This window comes from Nocardioides eburneus (genome assembly GCF_040838215.1).
Lineage (GTDB): Bacteria > Actinomycetota > Actinomycetes > Propionibacteriales > Nocardioidaceae > Nocardioides > Nocardioides eburneus.
Genome location: NZ_JBFPJR010000002.1, coordinates 150,071 through 175,298, shown reverse-complemented (window position 1 = coordinate 175,298; position 25,228 = coordinate 150,071). Strand labels below are relative to the sequence as shown.

Sequence of the window (25,228 nt, the reverse complement as noted above, 5' to 3'; positions counted from 1 at the left end):
CTCGGCTCAGCGGAAGTCGATGAGGATCATTCCGGTGTCGCTGCCGTCGTCACCCGACGTGGCGTCGGTGACGACCCGGGGGAGCCGGTCGGCGGTGTCGGTGGGGCGACGCGGCACGTGGAGCCCTGAGGAGAGGCCCGGCGCCGGCTCCGCGGGCTCCGCGATCTCGACGGTGCGCTTGGTCTGCACGTGCGGCAGCACGGCCGTACGGAAGCAGCGGCAGTTGTAGGGCAGTTGCATCCCGTCCATGCCGCGGCCGTAGTCGTCGTAGAACGCGAGCACCTCGGCCCGCTTCGCCTCGCGCTCCGCCTCGGGGAGGACCGCGATGTTGGAGCGGGAGAGGACGAGATCCTGGACGGAGTCGCGGTCGACGGTCTGCCAGTGGCGGAAGATCGTGGTGTCGACGGCGCTGAAGAGCGCCGAGTCGTCGATCGGCCTGGTCGGATCCGTCTCCTGGTCCTGCCGACCGAGGAGCGCGCCGAGCCTGCGCACCCAGGGGATGCGCTCGTCGCGGCTGTTCCACACCAGGGCGAGCCGGCCGCCGGGGCGCAGCACGCGCACGATCTCGGGCAGCGCCCGGTCGAGGTCGAACCAGTGGAACGCCTGGCCGGCCACGACGACGTCGTACAGGCCGTCGCCGGAGGGGATCTGCTCGGCGGTCCCGACGGTCGCCCGGACGTCGGGCAGCTTGGCCGACAGCACGTCGAGCATCGCCTCGTCGGGGTCGGTCGCGAAGACGTCGTGCCCCAGCCCGACCAGCAGCTCGGTGAGCTTGCCCGTGCCGGCGCCGAGCTCGAGCACGGAGACGGGCTCGGTGCCGACGAGCCACTCGACCGCCTCACGCGGGTAGGTCGGGCGGCCGCGCTCGTAGGACCCGGCGACGCTGCCGAAGGAGCGGCCCGGGTCCTGCTGCGGCCTGTCCTGGGGCCGGTCCGGCTGGGTGGTCATCATGGCTGAGGCTACCCGTTACATAGGGTTCGTTTCGTGACCGACGATCCTCTGGCCTGGTTGGTGTCGCTCGAAGGGGTGGCGTCCGCGTTCGCCGCGACCCGCGATGGCATCGACGTCATGCTCCGCGACCGCGGCCTGCGCCGCACCTCGCCCGAGACGACCGCGGAGTCGCTGCTGCGCGGGGCCCACGCGTCGGCGGTGCTCGAAGGGTCCGCCGCGACGCTCGACGACGTGCGCGAGTCCGGTGGTGACGCGATCGCGCGCGACGCCGTACGCCTGTCGACGGAGCTGCTCTCCCTCGTCCCGGTTCTGAAGCAGTCGCCGCTCCAGGCGTTCGCCCGTCTCCACGCGCTCGCGGCCAAGGACTCCGTCGAGGACGAGGAGCTGGGCCGCCCGCGCGGCGGCGAGCAGGCGGCGCGCCTGCGCGGGCTCGCGGAACTGCTCGGGAGCCGCACCACCGCGCCGGCCTTGGTCGTCGCCGCGCTCGTGCACGCCGACCTGGCGACGGTGGCGCCGTTCGCGTCCCACAACGGCCTGGTCGCGCGTGCGGCCGAACGGCTCGTGCTCGTCGCGCGCGGCGTCGACGAGAAGTCCCTCGTCGTCCCGGAGGCCGGTCACCTGGCGCTACGGCCGGAGTACGAGTCCAACCTGCGCGGCTACCGCGACGGAGGCCGTGCCGGCCTGCACTCGTGGCTGCTCTACGCCGCCGAGGCGTACGCCGCCGGCGCCGAGGCGTCGCCGCTGCGCTCGTCCTGAGGGGGCGCTGAGGGGCCTAGGTCACCGGTCCGCTCGGGCGGCTCGGGGAGGAGAGGTCCCCGGACGTGCAGGTGGCACCCGGTCCTCGATCGGATTCCGGGTGCCACCGCGGGACACGTGAAGTGGAGTTACCAGGCGTGCAAGGTCGAATCGCTGCCGCGGGATTTCTCCCCGTTCGGTCAGCACCCCATCGGATGGGTGGATCGCCGCGTGGGTGCCCCGCTCACGTGTTCGTCATCTAGTTGTTCTGAGTCCGTTTGTACGCCGCTTTGCGCCGCCCTTCAAGGGGCATCGGCGTGTCGCGCGGCCCGCGGGCGTGTCGGGCGAGTGAGGTCAGGCGCCGATCTTGCGGCGCCGCGCTCCGGCCCACAGGACCCCGCCGAGCGCGACCGCACCGCCCACCGCGAGCGCGGCGAGCGTGGGGCCCGGCGGCGGCAGCGGGACGCGGCTGCGCAGCGCGACCGGCTTGGTGAAGATCAGGACGGGCCACTCGCGTTCCTTGGCGACCCGGCGGAGGTCCTTGTCGGGGTTGACCGCGAAGGGGTGCCCGACCTCCTCGAGCATGTGGATGTCGGTGATGGAGTCGGAGTAGGCGAAGCACTCGGCGAGGTCGTAGCCGTGCTCCTCCGCCAGGTCGCGGACCGCACGGGCCTTCTCCTCGGCGTAGGCGTAGAGGGCGATGCTGCCGGTGTACCTCCCCTCGGCGATCTCCATCCGGGTCGCCACCACGTGGTCGGCACCCAGCATCTCGCCGATCGGCTCGACGACCTCGGTGCCGGAGGCGGAGACGATGACGATGTCCCGGCCGGCGGCACGGTGCTCCTCGATGAGCTGCACGGCCTCGTCGTACACCAGCGGGTCGACGACGTTGTGGAGCGTGTCGGCGACGATCTCGCGGACGGTGCTCACGTCCCAGCCCGTGACGAGCTCGGACATGAACTTCCGCATCTTCTCCATCTGGTCGTGGTCGGCGCCGCCGACCACGTAGACGAACTGGCTGTACGCCGAGCGCAGGAGCGCCTTCCGCGAGATCAGTCCGCCCGCCTGGAACGGCTTGGAGAAGGCCAGCGTGCTCGACTTCGCGATGATCGTCTTGTCGAGGTCGAAGAACGCCGCGGTCCGGGCCATGGCCCCATGGTAGGAGGGGGAGCCGGCGATCCGGGCCACTTTCCGTCCACAGAGAGGGTTCGTGCGCTCCCCGTCCACAGCGGGTGGTGACGCGATGTGAAGTCGTCGCCGGAGACGGGGAGGCTCGGGCCATGACCCGCGAGAACTCCGCTCTGCTCATCACCGCCGATCCGCTGCTCCTCGAGGAGCTGGGCCGGTTGGCTGCGGCCGCGGGGGCGGCGACCGAGTCCGCGCCGGAGGTGGCCGCGGCCCTGCCCGCCTGGCCTCGGGCGTCGCTCGTCCTCGTCGGCGCCGACGCGGTGCCCCAGCTCGCGCTGCTGGGGCCGCCGCGAAGGCCGGGGGTGTACGTCGTCAGCTGGGGGTCTCCGCCCGAGGGGCTCTATCGCCCGGCGCTGCAGGTGGGCGCCGAGAGCATCGTCGAGCTGCCCGCCGCGGCCGGCGTCGTCGCCGACCTGCTCACCGACCTCGGCGACAGCGGGCCCGACGGTGTGGTGGTGGGCGTGCTCGGCGGCTCCGGCGGTGCTGGTGCCACGACCTTCGCCGCGGCGCTGGGCCGCGCCGCGGCCGCGTCGGGCCCGACGGCGCTGCTCGACCTCGACCCGCTCGGTCCCGGGGTCGACCGGGTGCTGGGCCTCGACGACGTCGCCGGCGTCCGCTGGCCCGAGCTCGCGCAGACCAGCGGGCGCCTGGGCGCCAAGGCGCTGCGCGAGGCGCTGCCGCGCGCCGGGCGGCTGGGACTGCTCGGCTGGGACAGCAGCGACACGCGCGTGCCCGACCCCGACGTGGTGCGGGAGGTCCTCGCCGCGGCCCGGCGCGGCCACGAGATGGTGGTGCTCGACCTCCCGCGCGCACTCGACGAGGTCACGGCGGAGCTCGTGACGCGTTGTGACCTCGTGCTCCTCGTGGTGAGCGCGTCGGTGACGGGCATCGCTGCGGCGGGTCGCATGGTCACGCGACTGCCCGAGCGGGAGCGTCTCCGGCTGGTGGTCCGTGGCCGTGGCGCCGACCCGGAGGTCGTCGCCCGAGCGCTGGGCGTCCCCGTCCTGGCCGCCATGCCGGATCAGCGCGGGCTCAACGAGGCCGTCGACCTCGGGCTCGGCCCGGGCCGCACCGGGCGCGGGCCGCTGGGTCGCGCGGTCGCGGAGGTGCTCTCGCGCTGCCGGATCCGGGCGGTGGCGGCATGAGCGAGCGTCAGCGAGCGATCATTCGGATTCTCGGGCCGTCGCGCCCGTATTCTCCACTTCTCTTGACGGGGGCGACGGCGTGAGCGAGCGCCGGCGAGCGACCGTGGGGGCCCTCGCATGAACGCCGCCGTGGTGGGCCCGGCGCTGGAGATCTCGCCGCAGGTCGTCGACGCCGTGCGCGACCGGCTGGCCCGGGAGCCGGGTGACCTCACTCCGCATCGGGTCTCGGAGGCGCTGCGCGCCGCCGGTCGGCCGGTGGGGCAGTCGACCGTGCTGGCGGTCTACGAGACGCTGCGGCGCGACGTCGTCGGCGCCGGTCCGCTCGACCCGCTGCTCCGGCTGCCCGGGGTCACCGATGTGCTCGTCAACGGTGCCGAGCAGGTCTTCGTCGACCGCGGAGACGGTCTGGAGGCCATGCCGGTCACGTTCCCGGACGAGGCCGCCGTCCGACGGCTCGCGCAGCGGCTCGCCGCGGCGGCGGGCCGGCGTCTCGACGACGCCTCGCCCTACGTGGACCTCCGGCTCCCGGACGGCACCCGCTTCCACGCCGTCCTGGCGCCGCTGTCCCGCCCCGGCACGGTCATCTCGCTCCGGGTGCCGTCGGCACGCGTCTTCACGCTCGACGACCTGGTCACCTCCGGGATGGTCGCGGACGGCCTCGCCGCGCTGCTGCGCGCCGTCATCAGCGCTCGTCTCGCCTTCCTGATCAGCGGTGGGACGGGCTCCGGGAAGACCACGCTGCTCGCGTCACTCCTCTCGATCGTGCCTCCGGGCGAGCGGCTGGTGCTCGTCGAGGACGCCTCCGAGCTGCGACCCGATCATCCGCACGTCGTCGGTCTGGAGGGCCGCCCCGCCAACATCGAGGGCGCCGGGGCCGTCGAGGTCCGCACGCTCGTCCGCCAGGCGCTCCGGATGCGGCCGGACCGCCTGGTCGTGGGCGAGGTGCGTGGCGCGGAGGTCGTCGACCTGCTCGCCGCGCTCAACACCGGCCACGAAGGCGGGTGTGGGACCCTTCACGCCAACTCCGCCGTCGACGTCCCCGCCCGCATCGAGGCGCTGGCGCTCGCCGCGGGGCTCGGGCGCGAGGCGGCCCACAGCCAGCTCGCCTCCGGCGTCGACCTCGTCCTCCACCTGGCTCGCCGTGACGGCCGGCGCCGCCTCGCCGAGATCGGCGTTCCCCGCCGGGAGGCGTCCGGCCTGGTCAGCATCGTCCCGGCCGTGCGCGTCGGTCGTGATGGGCGGGTGGTCCACGGTGAGGCCGTCGCCGAGCTCGAGTCGCTGCTCGAGCGGTCGTCATGAGTCTGCTCGCGGCGGTGCTCGCCGGGCTCGGTCTCTGCCTGGTGCTCCCGCCCGTCCAGGGTCGGTCCGCCGGCGTCGTACGCCTGAGGTGGGTGGGCGCGCCCGCCGCACTGCTCGTACCGTTCGTCCTCTCGGGGGCGGCGCTGGTCGTCGCCGTGGTCGGTGGTCTCGCGGCGTACGGCGGCCTGCTGCTGTGGCGGCGTCGTCGGGAGCGACTCGCGGCGGTCGCGGGCTCGTCGCGCGTGGTCGAGACGTGCGAGCAGCTGGCGGCCGAGCTCGCGGCCGGTCGGCCGCCGGGGCCCGCGCTGGTCAGGCTGGCCGAGGAGTGGGAGGTCGTGCGCCCGGTCGCTGACGCGTTCCGGATGGGTGCTGACGTCCCGGCGGCATGGCGCCGCGCGGCCCGGGCGCCGGGCGCGTCCTCGCTCCGGCTGGTGGCCGCCGCCTGGCAGGTCGCGCACCGCACGGGCCAGGGGCTCGCCGAGGCGATCGACCGCGTCGCCGTCGATCTGCGGGCCGAGGCCGCCACTCGACGAGTGGTCGACGGTGAGCTGGCGTCGGCCCGGTCGACCGCCCGGCTGGTCGCCGCGCTTCCGGTCGCCGCGCTGGCGATGGGCACGGGCGTCGGTGGCAGTCCGTGGGCCTTCCTGCTGCGTACGCCCGTCGGGTTGGCGTGCCTGTCCCTCGGGCTCCTCCTCGGCTGGGTGGGACTGTGGTGGATCGAGGCGATCGCGCGCGGGGTGGAGCGGTCGTGAGCGAGGTCTGGCCCGCGGCGTTGGCGGTCGGGCTGGCGGTGGCGCTGCTGATGCCTCAGCAGACCCGGTCGCTGCCCGGTCCCGGGGCGGCAGCGGACACGAAGGACCACCGGGCGGGTGCCGGTTGGATGCTGCGCTGGCGGCCGCTGTGGTGCCTGCTCGCGGCCGGTGGCGCTCTTACCTTCCTCGGGGGCCCGATCGGCATGATGGCCGCGCCGGCGGCGGCGCTCGGGTGCTGGATCGCCATCGGCCGGGCCGAGCCGGCGTCCGTCCGCCGTGACCGGGAGCAGGCGCGCCGTGAGCTGCCGCATCTCGTGCGGCTGCTCAGCGCCGCGCTGGCGTCCGGGACGGCTCCGGGGGAGGCGCTCACCCTCGTGGCCGAGGCGCTCCCCGGGCCGGCCGCCGACCGGATCGCGCCGGTTGCGGCGCGGCTGGGTCTGGGCGCCGATCCGGCCGCGGCGTGGCGCGGGCTGGCCGAGGAGCCGGCCCTCGCGCCACTCGGCAGAGCGCTCGCCCGCGCTCATGCCACCGGCACGCCGGTCGCGTCGTCGGTGGCGCGTCTGGCCGACGAGCTGGCGCGCGCGGCCCGCGGCGAGGTCGAGGACCGTGCGCGGGCGGTCGGGGTCAAGGCGGCGGTGCCGCTGGGGCTCTGTCTTCTGCCGGCGTTCCTGCTCATCGGCGTCGTCCCGATCGTCGGCGGCCTCCTCTCGCAGCTGCGGCTCTGAGCGGCGCCTGCGCCCGTGCGAGGCACGCTGCGGCCCTCGTGACGGCGCGTGGCGAGAGGGGGGACGGTGAGACGTGACGGGGGCTCCCGCGCCCGTCCGCCCGTGGCGCGAGGTGTGTGTCGCGTTCCGGCCCGTTGTGCGTGGTCCACGGACTGCCTCGCCGATGGGTGCGTCGTCACCGCATCGCGACCTGCCGTGGCGTGCCCGTCGTGACGCCACCTCGCGTCCACCCACCTCGCGTGCACCCACCTCGTGTCCAGCCACCTCGTGTCCACCGAGCCCGCTCCACCTCCGCCGACCAGGCCCGTTTCCGTCCACAGTCGCCGTTCGTGCGGGCGTCGTCCCCAGCGCGGAACGAGTGGTGAGCGGAGTGCCCGTCGGAGCAGGGATGGTCGTTCTCGAGCGGCCGCAGCGCGCGGCCCCTGGAGAAGGAGATCGCATGTCCCACACCCTCATCTCGACCCGTCGACGCCTCTGCCGCAGCGAGCGGGGGATCACCACCGCGGAGTACGCCGTGGGCACGGCCGCCGGGGCCGGCCTGGCGGGGTTGCTCTACAAGCTCCTCACCGGTGGCTTCGGCAACAACCTGCTGCACACGCTCTTCAACCACGTCCTGAGCCTGCTGGGGATCTGACCGTGGGCGCGCGTCGCCGCCCGGGCCGGTCCCGGTGGGTCCGTCGTGAGCGTGGGGCCGCGACGGCGGAGCTTGCCATGGTGCTTCCGCTGCTGCTCGCGGTGACGGTCGGCCTGGTCTGGCTGCTCTCCCTCGGCGCCGCCCAGATCCGGACCGTCGACGCGGCGCGGGAGGCGGCCCGTGCGGCGGCGCGCGGTGACGACACCGGTGTCGCCGTCGGCCATGGGGAGGCGGTCGGCCCCGCCGGCACCCGCGTGACCGTGGCGGTCGACGGCGACACCGTCGTCGCCACGGCGACCGCGAGGGTGCGCGGCCCCGGCGGGCTCTTCCGCTGGCTGCCGGGTGTCGACCTCGAGGCCCGGGCCGTCGCGCTCACCGAGGAGCAGCCGTGATCGCCAGCGGTCGCCGACGCGCGGAGCGTGGATCGGCGACCCTCTTCGCCGTCGCGGCCCTCGGCGTGGTGCTGTTCGTCGGTGCGGCCCTCGGCGTCGTCGCGGCGCTCGTCGGTGCTCATCGCGCGGCTCAGGCGGCAGCCGACCTGGCCGCGCTCGGTGCGGCCTCGACGCTGCAGGAGCGTGGTGATGCGTGCGCCGCGGCCGCCCACGTCGCCGAGGTCAACAAAGCGCTGCTGGCCAGCTGCTCCGTGCAGGGAGAGGAGGTGGTGGTCGTCGTCACGGTGACCGGCCCGCGGTGGCTCGGCCAGACGGCCGACCTCGACGCACGAGCGCGGGCCGGACCGGCCGGGTGAGACCCGCGCGGCGCGGGGCCGGTCGGAGCGGCGGCCTGCCCGATGTCGGCGGTCAGCGCTCCCGCTCGTCGTGCTCGTCGTGTGTGTCGGTCCGCTCGGCCTCAGCGCGGTCCAGCTGCTGCGCGAGGCCCTGGAGCCGGCGGCGCTCGCGAGCCTGACGGAACTGACGCTTCCCGCCCCACTTCGTCAGCGAGAAGCCGAAGAGGAGGGCGAGCCCGGCGCAGAAGCCGACCAGGAACACGGCCGTCGCGCCGACGTGGATCCCGAGCAGGCTCGCGTCGCCGTGGTCGCCGGCGGCGAAGACGCCGGCGCAGAACGCCACGACGGCGAACGCCATCAGAACGAGGCCGAGGACGAGCATGCCCCGAGCCTAAGCCGTCCCGAGCAGGACGCCGAGCAACACGGCGGCGCCGTGCTTGTCGAGCGGGTTGTTCTGGTTGCCGCACTTCGGGGACTGGATGCACGACGGGCAGCCGCTCTCGCACTCGCAGGCGAGGATCGTCTCGCGGGTCGCGCCGAGCCAGGCGCGGGCCGCTCGGTAGCCGCGCTCGGCGAAGCCTGCGCCGCCGGGATGACCGTCGTAGACGAACACGGTGAGCACCCCGGTGTCGGGATGCACCGCCGTGCTCACGCCGCCGATGTCCCACCGGTCGCAGGTCGCCACGAGCGGGAGCAGGCCGATCGAGCAGTGCTCGGCCGCGTGGGCCGCCCCCGGCAGGTCGAGCGCGGCGAGGCCCGCGTCCGCGAGCGCGTGCGGAGGGACGGTCCACCACACGGCGGAGGTGCGCAGCGTCCGCTCGGGCAGGTCGAGCGGCTCCTCCCCGAGCACTTCGCCGCCCGGCTGCCGACGGCGCAGGAACGAGACGACCTGGTGGGTGACGTCGACGTCGCCGTACGAGAGGCGGCAGTCGCCCCACCGCTCGTGCTCGCGCTCCTCGACGATCGAGATGTCCGTGATCTCCCGGGCCGTGGTCGTGAAGCCGGGATCGGCGCGGCCGATGACGGCGACGTGCTCCTCGAGGTCGAGTTCGTGGACGACGTAGGTCTCGCCGCGATGGACGTAGACGGCGCCGGCGTGTGCGGTGCTGTGCGCGCTGCCCGCGTCGACGGTGCCGACGACACGCCCGGTCGCGGCTTCCACCAGCTGGACTGGCGAGCCGCCCGCGGAGCGGATGTCGGTGAGATCGGCGGCGCGCCGCCGGTCGGTCCAATACCACCCGCGCGGCCGCTTCCGGAGGAGACCGGACGCCCCCAGGGACTCCAGGACCGTTGGCGTCGTCGGCCCGAACAAGTCGACGTCCGCATCCGTGAGCGGGATCTCCTGGGCCGCCGCGCACAGGTGTGGTCCGAGGACGTAGGGATTGGCCGGGTCGAACACGGTGGCCTCGACCGGCTGGCCGAGGAGAGCGTCCGGATGCGTGACGAGGTAGGTATCGAGCGGGTCGTCGCGCGCCACCAGGATCGCGAGCGCGTCGCCGGCGCCGCGCCCGGCGCGCCCGACCTGCTGCCAGAACGCGGCGCGCCGGCCCGGATAGCCGGCCAGCAGGACCGCGTCGAGGCCGCTGACGTCGATCCCGAGCTCGAGGGCGTTCGTGGCGGCGAGCCCGAGGAGCTCGCCCGAGCGCAGCCGCTGCTCGATCGCGCGCCGCTCCTCGGGCAGATAGCCGCCGCGGTAGGCCGCGACGCGACCCGGCAGCGACGGATCGACCTCGGCAAGGAGGCCTGCCGCCGTCATCGCGACCTGCTCGGCGCCGTTCCTCGAGCGCACGAAGGCGAGGGTGCGGACGTCGGAGGCGACGAGGTCGGCGAGGAGGTCGGCGGTCTCCGAGGAGGCCGCCCGTCGCACCGGGGCGCCGTTCTCGCCGGCGTACGACGTCAGCGGAGGCTCCCAGAGGCCGATCGAGACGCGCCCTCGCGGAGAGGTGTCGGCGGTGACCGGCAGGACCCGAAGCCCGGTCAGGCGCTCACCCGCCTGCTCCGGGTCGGCGACGGTCGCGGACGCGAGCACGAAGGTCGGCGTTGCGCCGTACGACGCGCAGATCCGCCGCAACCGCCGCAGGACGTGCGACACGTGGGCGCCGAAGACACCGCGGTAGTGGTGGCACTCGTCGACCACGACATAGCGCAGCGAGCCGAGGAAGCGCGCCCAGCGGGCATGACCCGGCAGCAGGGACCGGTGGAGCATGTCGGGGTTGGTGAGGACGTACTCGGCGTGGTCCCGCGCCCAGTCGCGCTGCTCGCGGGTGCTGTCCCCGTCGTGCGTCGTCACGCGTACGTCGAGCCGCAGGTCGCGCAGCCGGGCCAGCTGGTCCTGAGCGAGGGCCTTCGTCGGTGCGAGGTAGAGCGCGGTGGCGCCGCGCTCGCCCCGATGGCCCCGCGACGACCGGATCGTGGTGAGCGCCGCCAGCTGGTAGGCGAGCGACTTCCCCGACGCCGTGCCGGTCGCGAGGACGACGTGGGTGCCGTCATGGGCCGCCTCCGCGGCGACGGCCTGGTGACGCCAGGGCCGCTCGATGCCCTGGGAACCGAACGCGGCGACGACGTCGTCGGCCGCCCAGACCGGCCAATCGACCGTCTCAGCCGTGCGCGGGGGGAGCGTCTCGACATGGGTGAGGCGGTCGTCGCGGCCCGGCACGCCGGCGAGCTGGTCGACGAGCGCGGTGAGGTCCCGGCCCCGGGGTCGAGGTGTGGGAGCCGTCGTCGTCATTCCTCGATTCTGACAAAGCACACCGACACCGACGGTGTCCATCCCTCCCGCTCTTTGACGAGTTCCTTGCGCGGACGGCCGTCAGCCGTGGTTTCATTACCCTCGTCTCCGAGTATTTGCCCATGGGGTGCGGCAGTACGGGAGTGGGGGATCCGATCCTGCTAGGAGTGCTCACGTGGATCTGACGCTTGCGACACGCGAGGTCGACGGCGCCACGGTCGTTGCCGTCGGCGGCGAGATCGACGTGTACACAGCGCCGAAGCTGCGCGACAAGATCACCGAGCTCGTCGGCGACGGTGCCTACCAGCTGGTCATCGACCTGCAGGGGGTCGAGTTCCTCGACTCGACCGGGCTCGGCGTCCTCGTCGGCGGACTGAAGAAGGTGCGCGCCCACGACGGCTGCCTGCGCCTGGTCTGCACCCAGGACCGGCTGCTCAAGATCTTCCGGATCACCGGGCTGGCCAAGGTCTTCGACATCCACGACTCGGCCGAGGCCGCTCTCACCGCCTGACGGGCCCGCGGCGGCCGCCCGGCGCGGCGCCAGGTGACACTAGGCTCGCCTCCGTGACCGACCTGCCGCACCGTCTCCGCGAGGCGCTTGAGCGCGCCGACTTCACCTACGACGCCGTCGCCGAGCTGCTGGGCCCGCTCGCGCACGCCGCTCTGGCGCGCAACGAGACGCTGCCCGGGCGCCTCCGCACACGTGGCGGGTCGCCCCTCGAGACGCTGGTCCGGCTCTTCCTCCTGCAGACCACCGTGCCGCTCGAGCAGGCGGAGGCGGCCCTCCCGGGCCTGGTCGAGCGGCTCTCCGTGGAGGGCCTCCTCGAGCACTCCGTCGGCGAGGTGGCCGCACGGCTCGACGTACGCCCCTACGCCGCTGACGACACGCACCTGTGGGTCGTCTCGGATCTCACCCCGGGGCTCGACGGGGCCCCGCAGCGGGTCGGGCCCGACCATGTCCTCGGCATCAGCCCCGCCTCGACGAGCCTCGCGCAGCTCACCATCCGGGACCGGGTCGGTGCGGCGCTCGACCTCGGCACGGGCTGTGGCGTCCAGGCGCTCCACCTCGCGACCCACACCGATCGCGTCGTCGCCACGGACGTGAACCCGCGGGCGCTGTGGATCACCCGCTTCAACGCCGCCCTCAACGGCGTTGACGACAAGGTCGACGTCCGCGAGGGTTCGTTCTTCGAGCCGGTCCGCGACGAGCGCTTCGACCTCATCGCCACCAACCCGCCGTTCGTCATCTCCCCGGCGACCGGCGAGCGGCTCGTCTACCGCGACTCCGGCCTCCCGGGCGACCGGGTCGTCGAGGACATCGTGCGCGCCGCGCCGGCCCTCCTCACCGAGGGTGGGTGGTGCCAGATCCTCGCCAACTGGATCATCAGCGCCGACCAGCCCTGGGACGACCGGCTCGAGAGCTGGCTCGCCGACGATGGCCTCGGCACCGATGCGTTCGTCGTCCAGCGCGAGGTCCTCGACCCGGCGGCCTACGTCGAGCTCTGGCTCAAGGACTCCGGCCACCACGGAGCGCCCGACTACCTCCTGCGCTACGACACCTGGCTGTCGTGGTTCGAGCACCACCGCATCGAGGCCGTCGGCTTCGGCTGGATCAACCTGCATCGCACCGGCGCCGCCGACCCCCGCCGCGAGTTCCTCGAGTGGCCGTACGACGTCGAGCAGCCGATCGCTCCCGCTCTGCGGTCGTGGGGCGAGGCGGCACACCTCGAGATCGGACCCGACACCCGGCTCGTGCTCGCATCTGACGTCTGGCAGGAGACGGTCGGCGTGCCGGGCGCCGAGGACCCCGAGACCGTGCTGCTGCGCCAGCAGCGCGGCCTGCGGCGGGCACGACGCACGGACACCGTCGAGGCGGCGCTCGCGGGGGCCTGCGACGGGGAGCTGACCGTCGGGCAGATCCTGGACGCGGTCGCCCAGCTGCTCGACCGAGACCCGGCGCAGACCCGGGAGGCCTACCTCCCGTTGGTGGGCGAGCTGGTCCGTGAGGGGTTCCTCCTCCCGGCCGGCTGACCCCCCGGCTGACCCCCGGCAGGCCGACGCTCTCAGCCGCGCGTGACGGCCGCGGGAGGGACTGCCGCCGGCCAGCGACCGTCCAGGACGGTCGGGCGCGATTAGCCGTCGCGCCGATGGGTAGCCTGCCGGGCATGTCGAGCCCCGGGTGGTACCCCGACCCCGCCGGAGACCCTGATCTGCTGCGCTACTGGGACGGGACGGGATGGAGCGGCCAGACGCGTCCCGCGGACAAGCGTCCGGAGGAGCCGTCCGCCTGGCCCGAGCTGGAGCAGCCGCCCACGCAGGCGTGGGCTCCGGTCGGCGAGCGGCGCGGGCGGCGTACGGGCCTCGTCGCCGCGCTCGCCGTCGCGGCCGTGCTCGTCGCCGGCGGTGGCGTGGGTGCGGCCGTGGCGCTCAGCCGGCACGACACGGCCGATCCGTCCCCGGCGGTCACCTCGCTCGCCCCGACGTCCCCCGCGACGGGTGGCTCGACGACCGTCCTGCCGATCGTCAACGATTGCCCGGACGGCGACACGTTCGAGAAGCAGAAGCATCCCAAGGACGGCCGCGTCCACGGTGGCGGGCTCTCCTTCCCCCGCCAGCCCGGCGCCGAGGCCCACGACGAAGGCTTCCCGTGGGCCGACGACACTCACGGTGAGACGATCGCCCTCAAGGGCACGTGGGTCCGTTTCTACGTCGTGGGCCGGCTGCCCGCCTGGAGCGGCTACTCGTCACTGCAGCGCACGGCCGAGAGCATGCTCTCGTGCATCGCCCGCGACAAGGACATGTATCCCCGCGCCACCCGCTTCACGCCGGCGTTCTCCCGGGCCACCACGGTCGACGGGCACGACGCCTGGGAGGCGCGCGGCAGCGTGTACGTCGACGGCGCGCCCTATCCCGGCGGGACGGTCCACGTCGTCGCGGTCGACACCGGCAAGCAGGGCTACTCGATCTTCATGGGGGACGCCCCCATCGGGGTGAAGTCCGACCTCGCCGCGCTCGATGCGGTGGTCAAGGAGCTGAAGGTGGACTAGACCCGGCGCGCTCTCTCGACAGGGCCGCCCGTCCCCACCCTTCAGGCGGTACACCGGGTCCACCGCTGGAAGGCACGCGCTACCGTGTCTCGCCGGAGCCCGTCCATCGCGGGCTCCATCCTGCGAGACGAAGGACCTCAGTGGCACACAAGTTGGTGATCGTCGAGTCCCCGGCGAAGGCCCGCACCATCGGCGGGTACCTCGGTAAGGGCTATGTCGTCGAGTCCTCCATCGGCCACATCCGCGACCTGCCCCAGAGCGCCGCCGACACCCCGGCGAAGATCAAGGACAAGCCGTGGGGCCGTCTGGGCGTCGACGTCGACAACGGCTTCGAGCCGTACTACGTCGTCCCGCGGGACAAGAAGAGCCACATCGCCAAGCTGAAGACGCTGCTCAAGGACGCCGACGAGCTCTACCTCGCCACCGATGAGGACCGCGAGGGCGAGGCCATCGCGTGGCACCTCCTCGACGAGCTGAAGCCCAAGAAGGGCATCCCGGTCAAGCGGATGGTCTTCCACGAGATCACCAAGCCGGCGATCCAGGCGGCCGCCGAGAACCCGCGTGAGCTCAACATGGAGCTCGTCGAGGCGCAGGAGGCGCGCCGCATCCTCGACCGGCTCTACGGCTACGAGGTCTCTCCGGTGCTGTGGAAGAAGGTCATGTCGGGCCTCTCCGCGGGCCGGGTGCAGTCGGTGGCGACGCGTCTGGTCGTCGACCGCGAGCGGGAGCGGATGGCGTTCCGCCAGGCGTCGTACTGGGACCTCGAGGGCACGCTCGACGCCGGCACCGATCACGACCCCCGGATGTTCCCCGCGCGGCTCCACTCCGTCGACGGCGCCCGGGTCGCCCGCGGCTCCGACTTCGGGCCGGACGGCCGGCTCAAGGCCAAGGGCGTCGTCCACCTGGACCGCCAGCGGGCCGAGTCGCTCGTCGGCGCGCTCGCCGACACGACGTACGACGTCCGCTCGGTGGAGTCGAAGCCCTACCGCCGCTCGCCGTATCCGCCGTTCCGCACCACCACCCTCCAGCAGGAGGCCAGCCGCAAGCTCGGGATGAGTGCGAGCGTGACCATGTCGGTCGCGCAGCGTCTCTACGAGAACGGCTTCATCACCTACATGCGTACGGACTCGACCACCCTCTCCAGCTCGGCGGTCAACGCGGCCCGGAGCCAGGTGGCGGAGCTGTACGGCGGCGAGTACCTCCCCGACGCGCCCCGGACCTACACCAGCAAGGTCAAGAACGCCCAGGAGGCGCACGAGGCGATCCGCCCGGCGGGCGACCAGTTCCGCACGCCGGCCCAGACGGGGCTGAGCGGCGACCAGTTCCGGCTCTATGAGCTGATCTGGATGCGCACCGTCGCCTCCCAGATGAAGGACGCCGTCGGCCAGACCGTCTCGATCCGGATGGGCGGTGCTGCACGGTATTCAGACGGCCGGGCCGGCGAGGACGTCGTCTTCGCCGCCAGCGGCCGCGTGATCACCTTCCATGGCTTCCTCAAGGCGTACGTCGAGGGCACCGACTCGGCCGAGCAGCGCAGCGACGACGACCAGGCCCGGCTGCCGCGGCTCGCCGAGGGCGACACCGTCACCGCCGCGAGCCTGTCCGCGGACGGCCACGAGACCAAGCCGCCGGCGCGCTACACCGAGGCGACGCTGATCAAGGAGCTGGAGGACCGCGAGATCGGTCGCCCGTCGACGTACGCGTCGATCATCGGGACGATCCTGAACCGCGGCTATGTCTACAAGAAGGGCACCGCGCTCGTGCCCGCCTGGATCGCGTTCAGCGTGATCCGCCTGCTCCAGGAGCACTTCGCCCGACTGGTCGACTACGACTTCACGGCCACGATGGAGGACGTCCTCGACGAGATCGCCGCGGGGCGCGCCGACCTCAAGACCGAGCTGGAGGAGTTCTACTTCGGCTCCGACAAGATCGAGGGGCTCAAGAAGCTCGTCGAGGGGCTCGGCGACATCGACGCGCGCGAGCTCGCCACCTTCCCCATCGGCGGCCCCGACAGCGGCGTGCACTTGCGGGTGGGGCGCTACGGGCCCTACATCGAGGGCCCGGGTGACGACGGGACGGCGTACGCCAAGCGGGCCAACGTCCCCGACGACCTGCCGCCCGACGAGCTCACCCTGGAGAAGGCGAAGGAGCTCTTCGCCAACCCGGCCGGGGAGGAGCTCCACCTCGGGAAGCATCCCGACACCGGGCTCGAGATCGTGGCGAAGAACGGCCGCTTCGGCCCCTACGTGACCGAGGTCCTCCCCGAGGAGGAGGCGGCGCCGAAGGGCCGGGGCAAGAAGGGCGCCAAGCCGCGGACGGCGTCGCTGTTCAAGTCGATGTCGCTCGACACGATCACGCTCGACGACGCGGTCAGGCTGCTGACGCTGCCGCGCGTGGTGGGGACGGCCGAGGACGGCCAGGAGATCACCGCGCAGAACGGCCGCTACGGCCCCTACCTCAAGAAGGGCACCGACTCCCGCTCGCTCACCTCCGAGGACCAGCTCTTCACGGTCACCCTCGAGGAGGCCGAGAAGATCTACGCCCAGCCGAAGACCCGAGGTCGCGCCGCGGCCCAGGCGCCCCTCAAGGAGCTCGGCGCCGACCCGGTGTCCGGCAACCCGGTGGTCATCAAGTCGGGACGCTTCGGGGAGTACGTCACCGACGGTGAATACAACGCCACCCTCCGCAAGGACGACTCGGTCGAGTCCATGACGCTCGAGCGGGCCGCCGAGCTGCTCGCCGAGAAGCGGGCCAAGGGACCGGCCAAGAAGACCGCGAAGCGGACGACGAAGAAGACGACCGCGAAGAAGACGACCGCGAAGAAGACCACGGCGACGAAGTCCGCGTCGCGGGCGACGAAGAAGTCCTGAGTACGCCGCCGGCCGGGTCGCCCCAGCCGGCCGTCCGCGTGGGCCGGCAGGGTCGGCGGCGCGGGTCGGCGACTGCGCTCGGTCGGCGCGAGCGGGGGGCGGCGCGGGCGGCGGCGGTCGGCGCGGGCGGACAGATCGGCGGAGGCTACGCTGGCGCCAAAGTGTCACCGTGACCCCTGTGGGCGTGGGTGACATTTCCGAAATGTCACCCACGGCGCAGGCTGTCACCGTGACAGCTTGCGAACTGTCACCGTGACACTCTTGCGCCGGCTTGGCGCGCCTCAGCCGACCGCGAGCGCCTCGCGCAGCGCCTGGGCGAGCCGGTCGCGCTCGGCCTCGGACACCCGCTCGCCCTCGGCGGCGCCGAGGTAGCCGAACACGGCGGGCCCCTTCAGCTCGTCGGGCTGGTCCGGCATGCGCGGGACGAGGTGGACGTGCAGGTGGGCGAAGCCGTCAGCCTCGGAGAACTGCATGACGTAGGTCTTCACGCACCCGACGACCTCGCGCAGCGCGGCCGACATCCGGCCCAGCAGCGTGCCCAGCTCCGCGTGCGCCTCCGGGGGTAGCTCGTCGAGCGCGGTCACGTGCGTGAGGGGTACGACGACCAGCCACCCCGGGAGCGAGCTGTCGAAGGCGTGGGCGACCCGCCAGTGCGTCGTACGCGTGATGTCCTCCCGCGCCGGCAGGGCGTCCAGGTCGGCGTTGCCGCGGCAGTTGAAGCAGTCCATGCGCGGATCCTGCCGCACCCGACGGCCGGCCGTTGTCGGTGCGCCGATCTAGCGTGTCGGCCATGACCTTCGCGAACGTCGCCACCCTCGGTGTCCTGCCCGGTCGGCGCGATGAGCTCGTCGCCCACCTCACCCGACCCAGCGAGGAGCTGGCCGCGGCCGGGTGCCTGCTCTACGAGGTGGGGGTGAGCGACGACGATCCCGACACCGTCTTCGTGGTCGAGCTCTGGACCTCCGCCGCCGCCCACCAGGCGTCGCTGCAGCTGCCCGCCGTGCGGGCAGCGATCGCCGAGGCGCGGCCGCTGCTCTCCGGCGTCGTCGGCGGCCACCGCTTCGACGTCGTCGGCTCGCCCCTGCGAGCGACGACGTAGGTTGTCTCCGTGAGGTTCCCAGGTGTCTACGCCGAGCGTGGTGTGTTCGTCTGCTTCGAGGGCGGCGAGGGGTCCGGCAAGTCGACCCAGTCGCGGCTGCTCCGCGACGCGCTGACGGCGGCGGGCTGCACGGTGCGGCTCACGTTCGAGCCCGGCGACACCGCGGTCGGCCGGGAGTTGCGCCGGATCGTGCTCAGCCCCGAGACCGGCGTGCTCGACGACCGCTGCGAGGCGCTGCTCTACGCCGCCGACAAGGCGGAGCATGTCGCGACTCTGGTGCGCCCCGCGCTGGAGCGGGGCGAGGTGGTGGTGACGGACCGCTACGTCGACTCCACCCTCGCCTACCAGGGCGCGGGCCGCAGCCTGGACCCCGCCGAGCTCGAGGAGGTCGCGCGCTGGGCGACCGGTGATCTGCGCCCTCACCTCACGGTCGTCCTCGACCTGGAGCCGGCGGCCGGCTTCACCCGCTTCGAGGAGCGGGACCGCATCGAGGGGGAGTCGCTCGAGTTCCACGAGCGGGTGCGGGAGGCGTTCCTCGCGATGGCGAAGCACGACCCCGACCACTATCTCGTGCTCGACGCGCGTCTGCCGGTCGAGGAGATCCACGACGCCGTGCGCGCCCGGCTCGAGCCGCTGCTCGCCCAGGCGGTGCGCGCATGACGGTCACCACCGAGACCGGTTCCGTCTGGGACACCCTCGTCGGACAGCGCCACGTCATCGACACCCTGCGTGCGGCGGCCGCCGGCCACGGGATGACCCAGTCCTGGCTGTTCACCGGCCCGCCTGGCTCGGGCCGCTCCAATGCCGCGATCGCCTTCGCCGGGGCGCTGCAGTGCCCACGCGGCGGCTGCGGGGTCTGCCACGAGTGCCACACCGTCCTGACCGGCAGTCACGCCGATGTCAACGTCGTCCGGACCCAGCTGCTCACCCTCGGCGTCAAGGAGATCCGCGACCTGGTCCGCCAGGCGGCCCTCGCGCCGTCCGGCGCCCGGTGGCAGATCGTCATCGTCGAGGACGCCGACCGGCTCACCGAGCAGGCCAACAACGCGCTCCTCAAGGCTGTCGAAGAGCCCAGCTCCCGCACGGTCTGGATGCTCTGCGCCCCGACGGTCGAGGACGTCCTGCCGACCATCCGCAGCCGCTGCCGGCTGGTGACGCTCTCGACGCCCACGACGGACGACGTCGCCGGCTTCCTGGAGCGGACGCTCGGCGTGGACCGGTCGCTGGCGTCGTACGCCGCCCGTGCGAGCCAGGGGCATATCGGGCGGGCCAAGGCGCTCGCCGCCGACGAGGACACCCGCAAGCGCCGCAGCGCGGTGGTCTCCTACCCCGCGCGGCTGACCACACTGGCCGCCTGCCTGCGCGCCGCGGAGGAGCTGGCGAAGGTCGCGAAGGAGGAGGCCGACGTGCAGACCGCGGCGCTCGACGCCAAGGAGAAGGCCGACCTCGACGCGGCGTACGGCGTGGTCGAGCGCGGGCGACGGCCGCGGGAGTATGCCCCCGCCCTGCGTGAGCTGGAGAAGCAGCAGAAGACCCGTGCCACCCGCCGCTACCGCGACGTCATCGACCGGGGGCTGACCGACCTGGTCTCGGTCTACCGCGACGCGATCGCGCTCGCCTCGGGGGCGCCCGGGCGGCTGGTCAACGAGGAGATCCGCCACGACGTGGAGCAGGTCGCCGCGACGTCCACGCCGGAGCTCAACCTGCAGCGCATCGGCTGGATCTTCGAGGCGCGCGAGCAGCTGATGGAGTTCAACGTGCCGCCGCAGCTGGCGCTGGAGTCGATGATGGTCGCGCTCAAGGCGCCGGGACGTGACCGGTGAGGCCGGCCCAGAAGGCGCTGCTCATCGCGCTCTGCATCGTGCTCGTCCTCGCGGCGGGCGTGACCGGCACGGTCCTTGGGCTGCGCCAGGGCGACTCGGGCCACGACACCGCCGGCTCCGGCTCGTCGAGCAGCCCGTCGGCGTCCGCCTCGGCCAGCGGGGCCACCACCCCGTCGGCGAGCCCCGACCCCGGCGCGACCGTCCCGCCAAACCCGGCGCTCGCGCGGTTCTACGCCCAGAAGCTGACCTGGACGTCGTGTCGTGACTCCTTCCAGTGCGCGACGCTGAAGGTGCCGCTCGACTACGGCAGCCCGAGCGGGCGCTCGATCGACATCGCCCTGCTGCGCGACCCCGCCGACGAGCCCGACGAGCGGGTCGGCTCCCTCGTGGTCAACCCCGGTGGTCCCGGCGCGCCGGGGACGGACTATGCCGCGTCCGGCGGTCTCGCGTTCGGCCAGGCTCTGCGCGAGCACTTCGACATCGTGGGCTTCGACCCGCGCGGCACGGGCGACAGCGCGCCGGTCGACTGCCTGAGCGACCACCAGCTCGACCGGTTCGTCGCGGCCGACCCGACGCCGGACACCCGCGCCGAGGTGACGGCGTACGTCGGGTGGGCGAAGCGGCTCGCCCGCGGCTGCGCCGAGAGGTCCGGTGCGCTCGCGGCCCACGTGACGACGGTCGAGACCGCCCGCGACATGGACATCCTGCGGGCGGCGCTGGGCGAGAGCACGCTCGACTACCTCGGGGCGTCCTACGGCACCAAGCTCGGGACGACCTACGCCGATCTCTTCCCGGCGAAGGTCGGGCGGTTCGTGCTCGACGGTGCGATGGATCCGAAGGTCGGGACCGTGGAGCTCAACCTGCAGCAGGCGGCCGGGTTCGAGACCGCGCTGCGCTCCTACGCCCAGCACTGCGTGGCCGAGGGGGACTGCTTCCTCGGCGCGACCGTCGACGCGGCGGTGGCGAAGGTGCAGGACATCATCGCCGACGTGGACCGCCATCCCCTGCCCGCGGGCGACCGGACGGTCACCCAGGGCAACGCGCTGCTCGGCATCATCACGCCGCTCTACAACCGGTCCTACTGGTCGCTGCTCGACTCGGCGCTCAAGGGCGCGCTGAAGGGCGACGGCTCGGCGCTCATGTTGCTCTCCGACGCCTACTCCTCCCGCGGCCCGAGCGGCTACACCGACAACACGATGGAGGCCAACGCCGCGATCAACTGTCTCGACGACCCGACGGCGCTCACCCCGGCGCAGATCCGGGCGAGGCTGCCCGAGTTCGAGAAGGCGTCGCCGACGTTCGGCGCGGCCCTCGCCTGGATGCTCGTCGGCTGCACCGGCCAGCAGGAGCGGGCCGACGAGCCGTCCCAGAAGACGCCACCGGTGGGCGCCCCGGGCGCCCAGCCGATCGTGGTCGTCGGGACGACGCGCGACCCCGCCACGCCGTACGCCTGGGCGAAGGCGCTCGCCCGCGACCTCGACTCCGGCGTGCTGGTGAGCCGGGACGGCGACGGCCACACCGGCTACCACTCCGGCAACACCTGCGTCGACGACGCGGTCGAGGGCTATCTCGTCGACGGCAAGGTCCCGCGGGACGGCCTCAGCTGCTGAGGCGCGTCACCGTCGGTTGACCGGTTCGGCGACCGCCTGGATCCGGGCGCTGGCGAGCTCGATCATCAGCCGTGCGGCCGGCGAGAGAGTCGCGTCCGCGCGGTGGACGATCGCGTAGGTGTCGTAGGTCCGTGGGCGCAGCGAGACCCAGCCGGCCTTCGGGGCGAGTCTCGGGAGGAGCTGCTCGGCCGCGCCCTTGGGGACCACCGAGTCGGCGTACCCCATCCCGACGAGCTCGACCGCCGTCTCGATGTCCTCGACCTCGATGCGGGTCGGCGGATTGCGCCCGGTCTCGTGGAGGAGCGCGCGGAGAGTGACGCGGGTCGAGTCGTCGGCGCGCCAGGTGGTGTCGGGCATGACGAGCGAGGCCAGGGAGAGCCGGTGGGCGGTCACCGGCGTCGCCAGGTGGGCCGGGTCGGCGCTGATGTAGACCAGCTCGTCGCGGGCGACCGGCGTGATCGTCATCCCCTCGCCGCTCAGCTTGGCGACCGAGAGGATCGCGGCCTCGAGCCGACCCCTGCGTAGGTCGTCCTGGACCTCGCTGGAGTTCTGCCCGATGAGCTCCACCCGGACGCCGGGGTAGCGGTCGAGCACGTCGGCGACCAACCCCGCCCCGCCGTACAGTCGGGCGATCCCGAACATGCCGAACCGGATCGTGCCCGTCTCGAGCTGCTTCACGCTCTGGACCGCTTTGCGCGCTGCCTCGGCATCGGCGAGCGTGCGCTCGGCGTGGGGACGCAGCTCGTCGGCCACGGTCGTGGGTACGACGCCGCGCCCGACGCGCCGGAAGAGCTGCACGCCGAGCGACTTCTCGAGCCCGCGGACCTGTTCGGAGATCGACGGCTGGGCGTAGCCGAGCGCCTCGGCGGCAGCGGTCAGCGAGTGATGCTCGTAGACCGCGAGGAAGACCCGAAGCTGATGGAGCGACAGCATAGGGACAACCTATGCCAGATCCAGGAAAGATCGCCTACCTCTATGGATGATGTGAGGGCATCCTGGGGAACGTGGCACGACGCGTGCCGCTCCCAGAACCAGGAAAGTCGAGGAAGGTCAGCGTGTTCCAGCACCACTGCACCGCCTGCGACCGCACTGAGCTGATCTTCCCCAGCCAGGTCCACTCGCTGGCTAACACCGAGCGCGGCATCGAGGTCCGCTTCGAGTGCTGGTGCGGGGCCGAGCAGGTCATGCTCACCGGCCGCCACGTCCCGAGCAGGCAGAGCGCCGCTGCCGACGCGGTCGCGGCGGCATGAGCGCGGGCATCCGCCGCCTCCGTCGCCTCTTGAGCCTGGAGAAGCCGACGCTCTCCACCGACGCGCAGACGGACCCTGACGCCCGGTTTCGCGCGGCGAGCGTTCCGTCTGTATGCTCTCCCGGGTTGTCCGGGACGGACGAAGCGACGAAGTCCTAGGCAGCGCGCCGCCTTAGCTCAGTCGGTAGAGCGGCTCACTCGTAATGAGCAGGTCGTCGGTTCGATTCCGACAGGCGGCTCCGTAGGAGCATCAACGAAGTGGCCTCTGGCCAGCGGAAACGCTGACCGGGGCCACTTTCGCATTCAGGAGGCTTTCCTGGCGTGATGCCCATGCGAGGGGGAACTCGTCGTTGACGTCTCACGCGCACGTCGGTCGGGCGCCCGCGGAACTCCCGATAGGGTCCGCGTCGTTCCCCTCTCACTGAAGGAGCTTCGGGTGCGCCTGCGCATGTTCGTCGCGACGGCCTTCGCCGTACCTCTGCTCGCTGCTTGTGGCGGCGGCAGCGATGCCGGCCACGCCCACTCGAGCCACGCGGCGACGCCCCTCGCCGCGTCGTCGGCTCCCGCGTCGAGCGCGCCGCCCACGTTCACCGGCCCGGTCATCAAGGGCGCCTCCTATGCGCTGGTCCTGCCCGCCTCGTCGAAGCCCTTCAACGGCATCACCGACTGGAGCAAGGGGTTCGAGCACGGCTGGAACCTGACCGGTTATCTCTCCGAGGCGCCGTGCGACTGCAAGGAGACCAACGACGCCCAGGGCCTGAACGACCTGGTCAAGGAGCGCACCCGTCACGACCAGCGCGACTACACCCGCATCCAGCGGGGCGAAGACGTCACCCTCGACGGCTATCGCTTCGCCCATGTCGCCGGCTCGGGTGGCCCCTCCGGCCAGGAGTACATCGACGACTACGTCACCTACTACGCCGGCCGGAGCCTCGACTTCCAGTTCGTGATCAGCGGCAACGCGGCGCGCTACGCCAAGATCGAGGCCCAGGTCGCCCAGATCCTGGCGACGCTTCAGCTGAAAGGTTGAGCCGTGAGCAAGGGCGTGCGACCGAAGCGCCGCGACCGGGCGGAACAGTACGGGCCCGCCGTCGTGCTCGTCTTCTGCCTCGTCATCGCCGGTGGGCTTGGCGTCTATCCGATCTGGCATTACGTCGAGAACCGGTGGCCCGGTGTTCGGGTCCAGCAGGCCCAGGTGAGGCCGTGCCCCGATCGTCCCACCGTGCGACTGGTCTGCGCGACGATCCAGGACGGCTCCGTGGTCGAGATCGAGTGGTCCGGCCACATCCTCAATCCGCGCACGGGCAGCCCCCTCGAGGTCTATGAGAAGGACGGGCACTGGCACGCACGCCGCGGGGTCGGTCTCCCGTGGTGGGCGCCGATCCCCCTCCTCATCTTCGGCGCCGGAGCGATCGCCTGCGCGGTCACGCTCCTACGCCGCCTGATCGCCGTATTCCGCCGAACACGACACCCCCGACTCCACGGCTGAGAGACAGCCGACCGAATCGGCCTGAGACCGCGTCACTTCCAGCCCGGTTCCCGGATCCGGGTCGAACGGGGCGGGTTGCCCGCGGACTCGTCTGCCGCTAACTTAACGAGCGTTCGACAAGTTCGCGGGCGAGCGCAGCACGTCATCTGCTGACGGGGCAACCCATCCCGTCTCGATCGCGCCGGCGCGTCCGTTCCTCATCTGAAGGCGGTGCGATGACCTCCACCCTCGGTCCCGACGCGGTGGCGACGTACGGCGGGATCGTCGCGCTCGAGCGCACCGGGGACACCTTCTCCGGGGTGTGTCACGGCGGCCGCGACGAGTCGCGGGGGTACGGCGGCTCCGTGCTCGCGCACGGCCTGGCCGCCGCGCACGCCACCGTCCCGGATGACCGCGCCGTGCACTCGCTCCACGCCTACTTCCTGCGTGCCGTGGACTCGACGGCGCCGATGGACTTCGGCGTCACCACGATCCGCGACGGGCGGAGCTACTCGGTGCGCCGGGTCGACGCCCAACAGCCGGACACCCAACAGCCGGACGCCCAGCAGCCGGACACCCAACAGCCGGATGCGCGGCCGCCTGCCGGCCAGCAGCGCGGCCGCCCGACCTTCACCATGACGACGTCGTTCAAGCGGCCGCAGCCAGGTGCTCACGAGCGGTCGGCCGTCCTCGACCTCGGGGCGGTTCCCGGTCCCGACGGCCTGCCCGACGGCTTCGGTGACCGGTCCCCGCACAGTCCGGTGAGGGAGCTTCTGGAGTGCCGCGAGGCGCCGGCCGTGGGCGGCGTCCCGCCCTCGGGCGAGCTGGTGCGCGACGCCTGGTTCCGCCTCCGGCATCCACTCGGCGACGAGGACGTCGCTCACGTCTGCGGCCTGGCCTACCTCAGCGACGTGACGCTCACGCCGACCGCGTTCCTGCGGCTGCCCGGCGGCGTCCGCTCCGAGCGCTCCCTGATCGCCTCGCTCGACCACGCCATGTGGTTCCACCGTCCGGCCCGGGCCGACCGGTGGCTGCTCTACCGGCAGCGCAGCCGGATCGAGGCGGACGGCCGCACCTTCGCCCGCGGCGAGCTCTGGCAGGACGGCGAGCTCGTGGCCTCGGTCGCCCAGGAGGCGCTCCTGCACATCCCCGACGACTCGGCCGACGCCTGACCCACC

General features: G+C 72.9%; 26 protein-coding genes and 1 tRNA gene. 21 read left to right on the top strand and 6 right to left on the bottom strand.

The genetic code is table 11. The features are described from left to right. Positions 1-6: 6 nt before the first annotated feature. Entirely contained in the window at positions 7-948 is a 942-nt protein-coding gene (locus tag AB3X52_RS01925) for a class I SAM-dependent methyltransferase (RefSeq protein WP_367991010.1), read from the bottom strand. 36 nt (positions 949-984) lie between these two features. On the opposite strand from AB3X52_RS01925, the gene AB3X52_RS01920 reads away from it, so the two are divergent. Further along, complete coding sequence (locus AB3X52_RS01920; protein WP_367991009.1) at positions 985-1,707, top strand: Fic family protein; 723 nt, start codon at positions 985-987, stop codon at positions 1,705-1,707. A 333-nt stretch (positions 1,708-2,040) separates the two neighbouring features. Here the strand turns inward: AB3X52_RS01920 and AB3X52_RS01915 are convergent, their stop codons facing one another. Beyond that, positions 2,041-2,835 carry an HAD family hydrolase gene (locus AB3X52_RS01915; protein WP_367991008.1) on the bottom strand — a complete coding sequence of 265 codons (795 nt, stop codon included), beginning with the start codon at positions 2,833-2,835 and terminating at the stop codon, positions 2,041-2,043. A 131-nt stretch (positions 2,836-2,966) separates the two neighbouring features. Between AB3X52_RS01915 and ssd the strand changes: the two genes are divergently transcribed. The 7 genes from ssd to AB3X52_RS01880 all read left to right on the top strand — a co-directional run bounded on the left by ssd (position 2,967) and on the right by AB3X52_RS01880 (position 8,177). Beyond that, positions 2,967-4,019: a septum site-determining protein Ssd gene (ssd, locus tag AB3X52_RS01910; RefSeq protein WP_367991007.1), complete on the top strand. Its 1,053-nt coding sequence runs from the start codon at positions 2,967-2,969 to the stop codon at positions 4,017-4,019. A gap of 117 nt (positions 4,020-4,136) precedes the next feature. Further along, a complete protein-coding gene (locus AB3X52_RS01905) occupies positions 4,137-5,318 on the top strand; it encodes a TadA family conjugal transfer-associated ATPase (RefSeq protein WP_367991006.1) in 1,182 nt (393 codons plus the stop codon). Beyond that, positions 5,315-6,070: a type II secretion system F family protein gene (locus AB3X52_RS01900; protein WP_367991005.1), complete on the top strand. Its 756-nt coding sequence runs from the start codon at positions 5,315-5,317 to the stop codon at positions 6,068-6,070. Before AB3X52_RS01905 ends, AB3X52_RS01900 begins: the two co-directional genes overlap by 4 nt. Continuing rightward, on the top strand, positions 6,067-6,795 hold the full coding sequence (locus tag AB3X52_RS01895) for a type II secretion system F family protein (protein WP_367991004.1): 729 nt from the start codon (positions 6,067-6,069) through the stop codon (positions 6,793-6,795). Before AB3X52_RS01900 ends, AB3X52_RS01895 begins: the two co-directional genes overlap by 4 nt. A gap of 439 nt (positions 6,796-7,234) precedes the next feature. After that, positions 7,235-7,429, top strand: coding sequence for a DUF4244 domain-containing protein (locus AB3X52_RS01890; RefSeq protein ID WP_367991003.1), 195 nt, complete (start codon positions 7,235-7,237; stop codon positions 7,427-7,429). Positions 7,430-7,431: 2 nt separating this feature from the next. Next, positions 7,432-7,821, top strand: coding sequence for a TadE family type IV pilus minor pilin (locus AB3X52_RS01885; protein WP_367991002.1), 390 nt, complete (start codon positions 7,432-7,434; stop codon positions 7,819-7,821). After that, positions 7,818-8,177 carry an Rv3654c family TadE-like protein gene (locus tag AB3X52_RS01880; protein WP_367991001.1) on the top strand — a complete coding sequence of 120 codons (360 nt, stop codon included), beginning with the start codon at positions 7,818-7,820 and terminating at the stop codon, positions 8,175-8,177. Before AB3X52_RS01885 ends, AB3X52_RS01880 begins: the two co-directional genes overlap by 4 nt. A 52-nt stretch (positions 8,178-8,229) precedes the next feature. On the opposite strand, the gene AB3X52_RS01875 is transcribed toward AB3X52_RS01880, so the two are convergent. After that, positions 8,230-8,538, bottom strand: a complete 309-nt coding sequence (locus tag AB3X52_RS01875; RefSeq protein ID WP_367991000.1) for a hypothetical protein — start codon at positions 8,536-8,538, stop codon at positions 8,230-8,232. A 9-nt stretch (positions 8,539-8,547) separates the two neighbouring features. Beyond that, positions 8,548-10,884, bottom strand: a complete 2,337-nt coding sequence (locus AB3X52_RS01870; protein WP_367990999.1) for a DEAD/DEAH box helicase — start codon at positions 10,882-10,884, stop codon at positions 8,548-8,550. 175 nt (positions 10,885-11,059) lie between these two features. Here AB3X52_RS01870 and AB3X52_RS01865 point away from each other — a divergent pair, with 175 nt between their 5' ends. The 4 genes from AB3X52_RS01865 to topA all read left to right on the top strand — a co-directional run bounded on the left by AB3X52_RS01865 (position 11,060) and on the right by topA (position 16,801). Next, a complete protein-coding gene (locus AB3X52_RS01865) occupies positions 11,060-11,395 on the top strand; it encodes an anti-sigma factor antagonist (protein ID WP_367990998.1) in 336 nt (111 codons plus the stop codon). Between the two features lie 53 nt (positions 11,396-11,448). Further along, complete coding sequence (locus tag AB3X52_RS01860) at positions 11,449-12,915, top strand: DUF7059 domain-containing protein (RefSeq protein ID WP_367990997.1); 1,467 nt, start codon at positions 11,449-11,451, stop codon at positions 12,913-12,915. Between the two features lie 134 nt (positions 12,916-13,049). Further along, the gene (locus AB3X52_RS01855) at positions 13,050-13,931 is read left to right on the top strand and encodes a DUF2510 domain-containing protein (RefSeq protein WP_367990996.1); all 882 of its coding nucleotides are present in this window, start codon (positions 13,050-13,052) and stop codon (positions 13,929-13,931) included. 140 nt (positions 13,932-14,071) lie between these two features. Next, a complete protein-coding gene (gene topA, locus AB3X52_RS01850) occupies positions 14,072-16,801 on the top strand; it encodes a type I DNA topoisomerase (protein ID WP_367990995.1) in 2,730 nt (909 codons plus the stop codon). A gap of 281 nt (positions 16,802-17,082) precedes the next feature. Here topA and AB3X52_RS01845 read toward each other — a convergent pair whose 3' ends face one another. Continuing rightward, a complete protein-coding gene (locus AB3X52_RS01845) occupies positions 17,083-17,529 on the bottom strand; it encodes an HIT family protein (protein ID WP_367990994.1) in 447 nt (148 codons plus the stop codon). Between the two features lie 62 nt (positions 17,530-17,591). On the opposite strand from AB3X52_RS01845, the gene AB3X52_RS01840 reads away from it, so the two are divergent. Genes AB3X52_RS01840 through AB3X52_RS01825 form a run of 4 tightly spaced genes read left to right on the top strand, consistent with a single transcriptional unit; the run spans position 17,592 to position 21,333 of the window. After that, positions 17,592-17,900 carry a putative quinol monooxygenase gene (locus AB3X52_RS01840; protein ID WP_367990993.1) on the top strand — a complete coding sequence of 103 codons (309 nt, stop codon included), beginning with the start codon at positions 17,592-17,594 and terminating at the stop codon, positions 17,898-17,900. Between the two features lie 9 nt (positions 17,901-17,909). Then, on the top strand, positions 17,910-18,560 hold the full coding sequence (gene tmk, locus AB3X52_RS01835) for a dTMP kinase (protein ID WP_367990992.1): 651 nt from the start codon (positions 17,910-17,912) through the stop codon (positions 18,558-18,560). Beyond that, positions 18,557-19,723: a DNA polymerase III subunit delta' gene (locus AB3X52_RS01830; RefSeq protein WP_367990991.1), complete on the top strand. Its 1,167-nt coding sequence runs from the start codon at positions 18,557-18,559 to the stop codon at positions 19,721-19,723. Before tmk ends, AB3X52_RS01830 begins: the two co-directional genes overlap by 4 nt. Beyond that, positions 19,720-21,333 (top strand): alpha/beta hydrolase, encoded by a 1,614-nt coding sequence (locus AB3X52_RS01825; RefSeq protein ID WP_367990990.1) that lies wholly within the window; start codon positions 19,720-19,722, stop codon positions 21,331-21,333. The genes AB3X52_RS01830 and AB3X52_RS01825 overlap by 4 nt, the downstream gene beginning before the upstream one ends. A 6-nt stretch (positions 21,334-21,339) precedes the next feature. On the opposite strand, the gene AB3X52_RS01820 is transcribed toward AB3X52_RS01825, so the two are convergent. After that, complete coding sequence (locus AB3X52_RS01820; RefSeq protein ID WP_367990989.1) at positions 21,340-22,266, bottom strand: LysR family transcriptional regulator; 927 nt, start codon at positions 22,264-22,266, stop codon at positions 21,340-21,342. A gap of 122 nt (positions 22,267-22,388) precedes the next feature. Here AB3X52_RS01820 and AB3X52_RS01815 point away from each other — a divergent pair, with 122 nt between their 5' ends. The 5 genes from AB3X52_RS01815 (at position 22,389) to AB3X52_RS01795 (ending at position 25,222) form a co-directional block, all read left to right on the top strand. Beyond that, positions 22,389-22,583: a hypothetical protein gene (locus AB3X52_RS01815; protein WP_367990988.1), complete on the top strand. Its 195-nt coding sequence runs from the start codon at positions 22,389-22,391 to the stop codon at positions 22,581-22,583. A 165-nt stretch (positions 22,584-22,748) separates the two neighbouring features. Beyond that, positions 22,749-22,821 (top strand) — tRNA-Thr (locus AB3X52_RS01810). 197 nt (positions 22,822-23,018) lie between these two features. Further along, entirely contained in the window at positions 23,019-23,612 is a 594-nt protein-coding gene (locus tag AB3X52_RS01805; RefSeq protein WP_367990987.1) for a hypothetical protein, read from the top strand. A 3-nt stretch (positions 23,613-23,615) separates the two neighbouring features. Beyond that, a complete protein-coding gene (locus AB3X52_RS01800; RefSeq protein WP_367990986.1) occupies positions 23,616-24,071 on the top strand; it encodes a hypothetical protein in 456 nt (151 codons plus the stop codon). 215 nt (positions 24,072-24,286) lie between these two features. Continuing rightward, a complete protein-coding gene (locus tag AB3X52_RS01795) occupies positions 24,287-25,222 on the top strand; it encodes an acyl-CoA thioesterase (protein ID WP_367990985.1) in 936 nt (311 codons plus the stop codon). Positions 25,223-25,228 lie beyond the last annotated feature (6 nt).

What these genes read in the sequence shown, in the direction of transcription:
- AB3X52_RS01925 (WP_367991010.1), bottom strand. Translation starts at nt 948, where the DNA reads ATGACCACCCAGCCGGACCGGCCCCAGGACAGGCCGCAGCAGGACCCG.
- AB3X52_RS01915 (WP_367991008.1), bottom strand. Translation starts at nt 2,835, where the DNA reads ATGGCCCGGACCGCGGCGTTCTTCGACCTCGACAAGACGATCATCGCG.
- ssd (WP_367991007.1), top strand. Translation starts at nt 2,967, where the DNA reads ATGACCCGCGAGAACTCCGCTCTGCTCATCACCGCCGATCCGCTGCTC.
- AB3X52_RS01905 (WP_367991006.1), top strand. Translation starts at nt 4,137, where the DNA reads ATGAACGCCGCCGTGGTGGGCCCGGCGCTGGAGATCTCGCCGCAGGTC.
- AB3X52_RS01900 (WP_367991005.1), top strand. Translation starts at nt 5,315, where the DNA reads ATGAGTCTGCTCGCGGCGGTGCTCGCCGGGCTCGGTCTCTGCCTGGTG.
- AB3X52_RS01890 (WP_367991003.1), top strand. Translation starts at nt 7,235, where the DNA reads ATGTCCCACACCCTCATCTCGACCCGTCGACGCCTCTGCCGCAGCGAG.
- AB3X52_RS01875 (WP_367991000.1), bottom strand. Translation starts at nt 8,538, where the DNA reads ATGCTCGTCCTCGGCCTCGTTCTGATGGCGTTCGCCGTCGTGGCGTTC.
- AB3X52_RS01870 (WP_367990999.1), bottom strand. Translation starts at nt 10,884, where the DNA reads ATGACGACGACGGCTCCCACACCTCGACCCCGGGGCCGGGACCTCACC.
- AB3X52_RS01855 (WP_367990996.1), top strand. Translation starts at nt 13,050, where the DNA reads ATGTCGAGCCCCGGGTGGTACCCCGACCCCGCCGGAGACCCTGATCTG.
- AB3X52_RS01845 (WP_367990994.1), bottom strand. Translation starts at nt 17,529, where the DNA reads ATGGACTGCTTCAACTGCCGCGGCAACGCCGACCTGGACGCCCTGCCG.
- AB3X52_RS01840 (WP_367990993.1), top strand. Translation starts at nt 17,592, where the DNA reads ATGACCTTCGCGAACGTCGCCACCCTCGGTGTCCTGCCCGGTCGGCGC.
- AB3X52_RS01830 (WP_367990991.1), top strand. Translation starts at nt 18,557, where the DNA reads ATGACGGTCACCACCGAGACCGGTTCCGTCTGGGACACCCTCGTCGGA.
- AB3X52_RS01820 (WP_367990989.1), bottom strand. Translation starts at nt 22,266, where the DNA reads ATGCTGTCGCTCCATCAGCTTCGGGTCTTCCTCGCGGTCTACGAGCAT.
- AB3X52_RS01795 (WP_367990985.1), top strand. Translation starts at nt 24,287, where the DNA reads ATGACCTCCACCCTCGGTCCCGACGCGGTGGCGACGTACGGCGGGATC.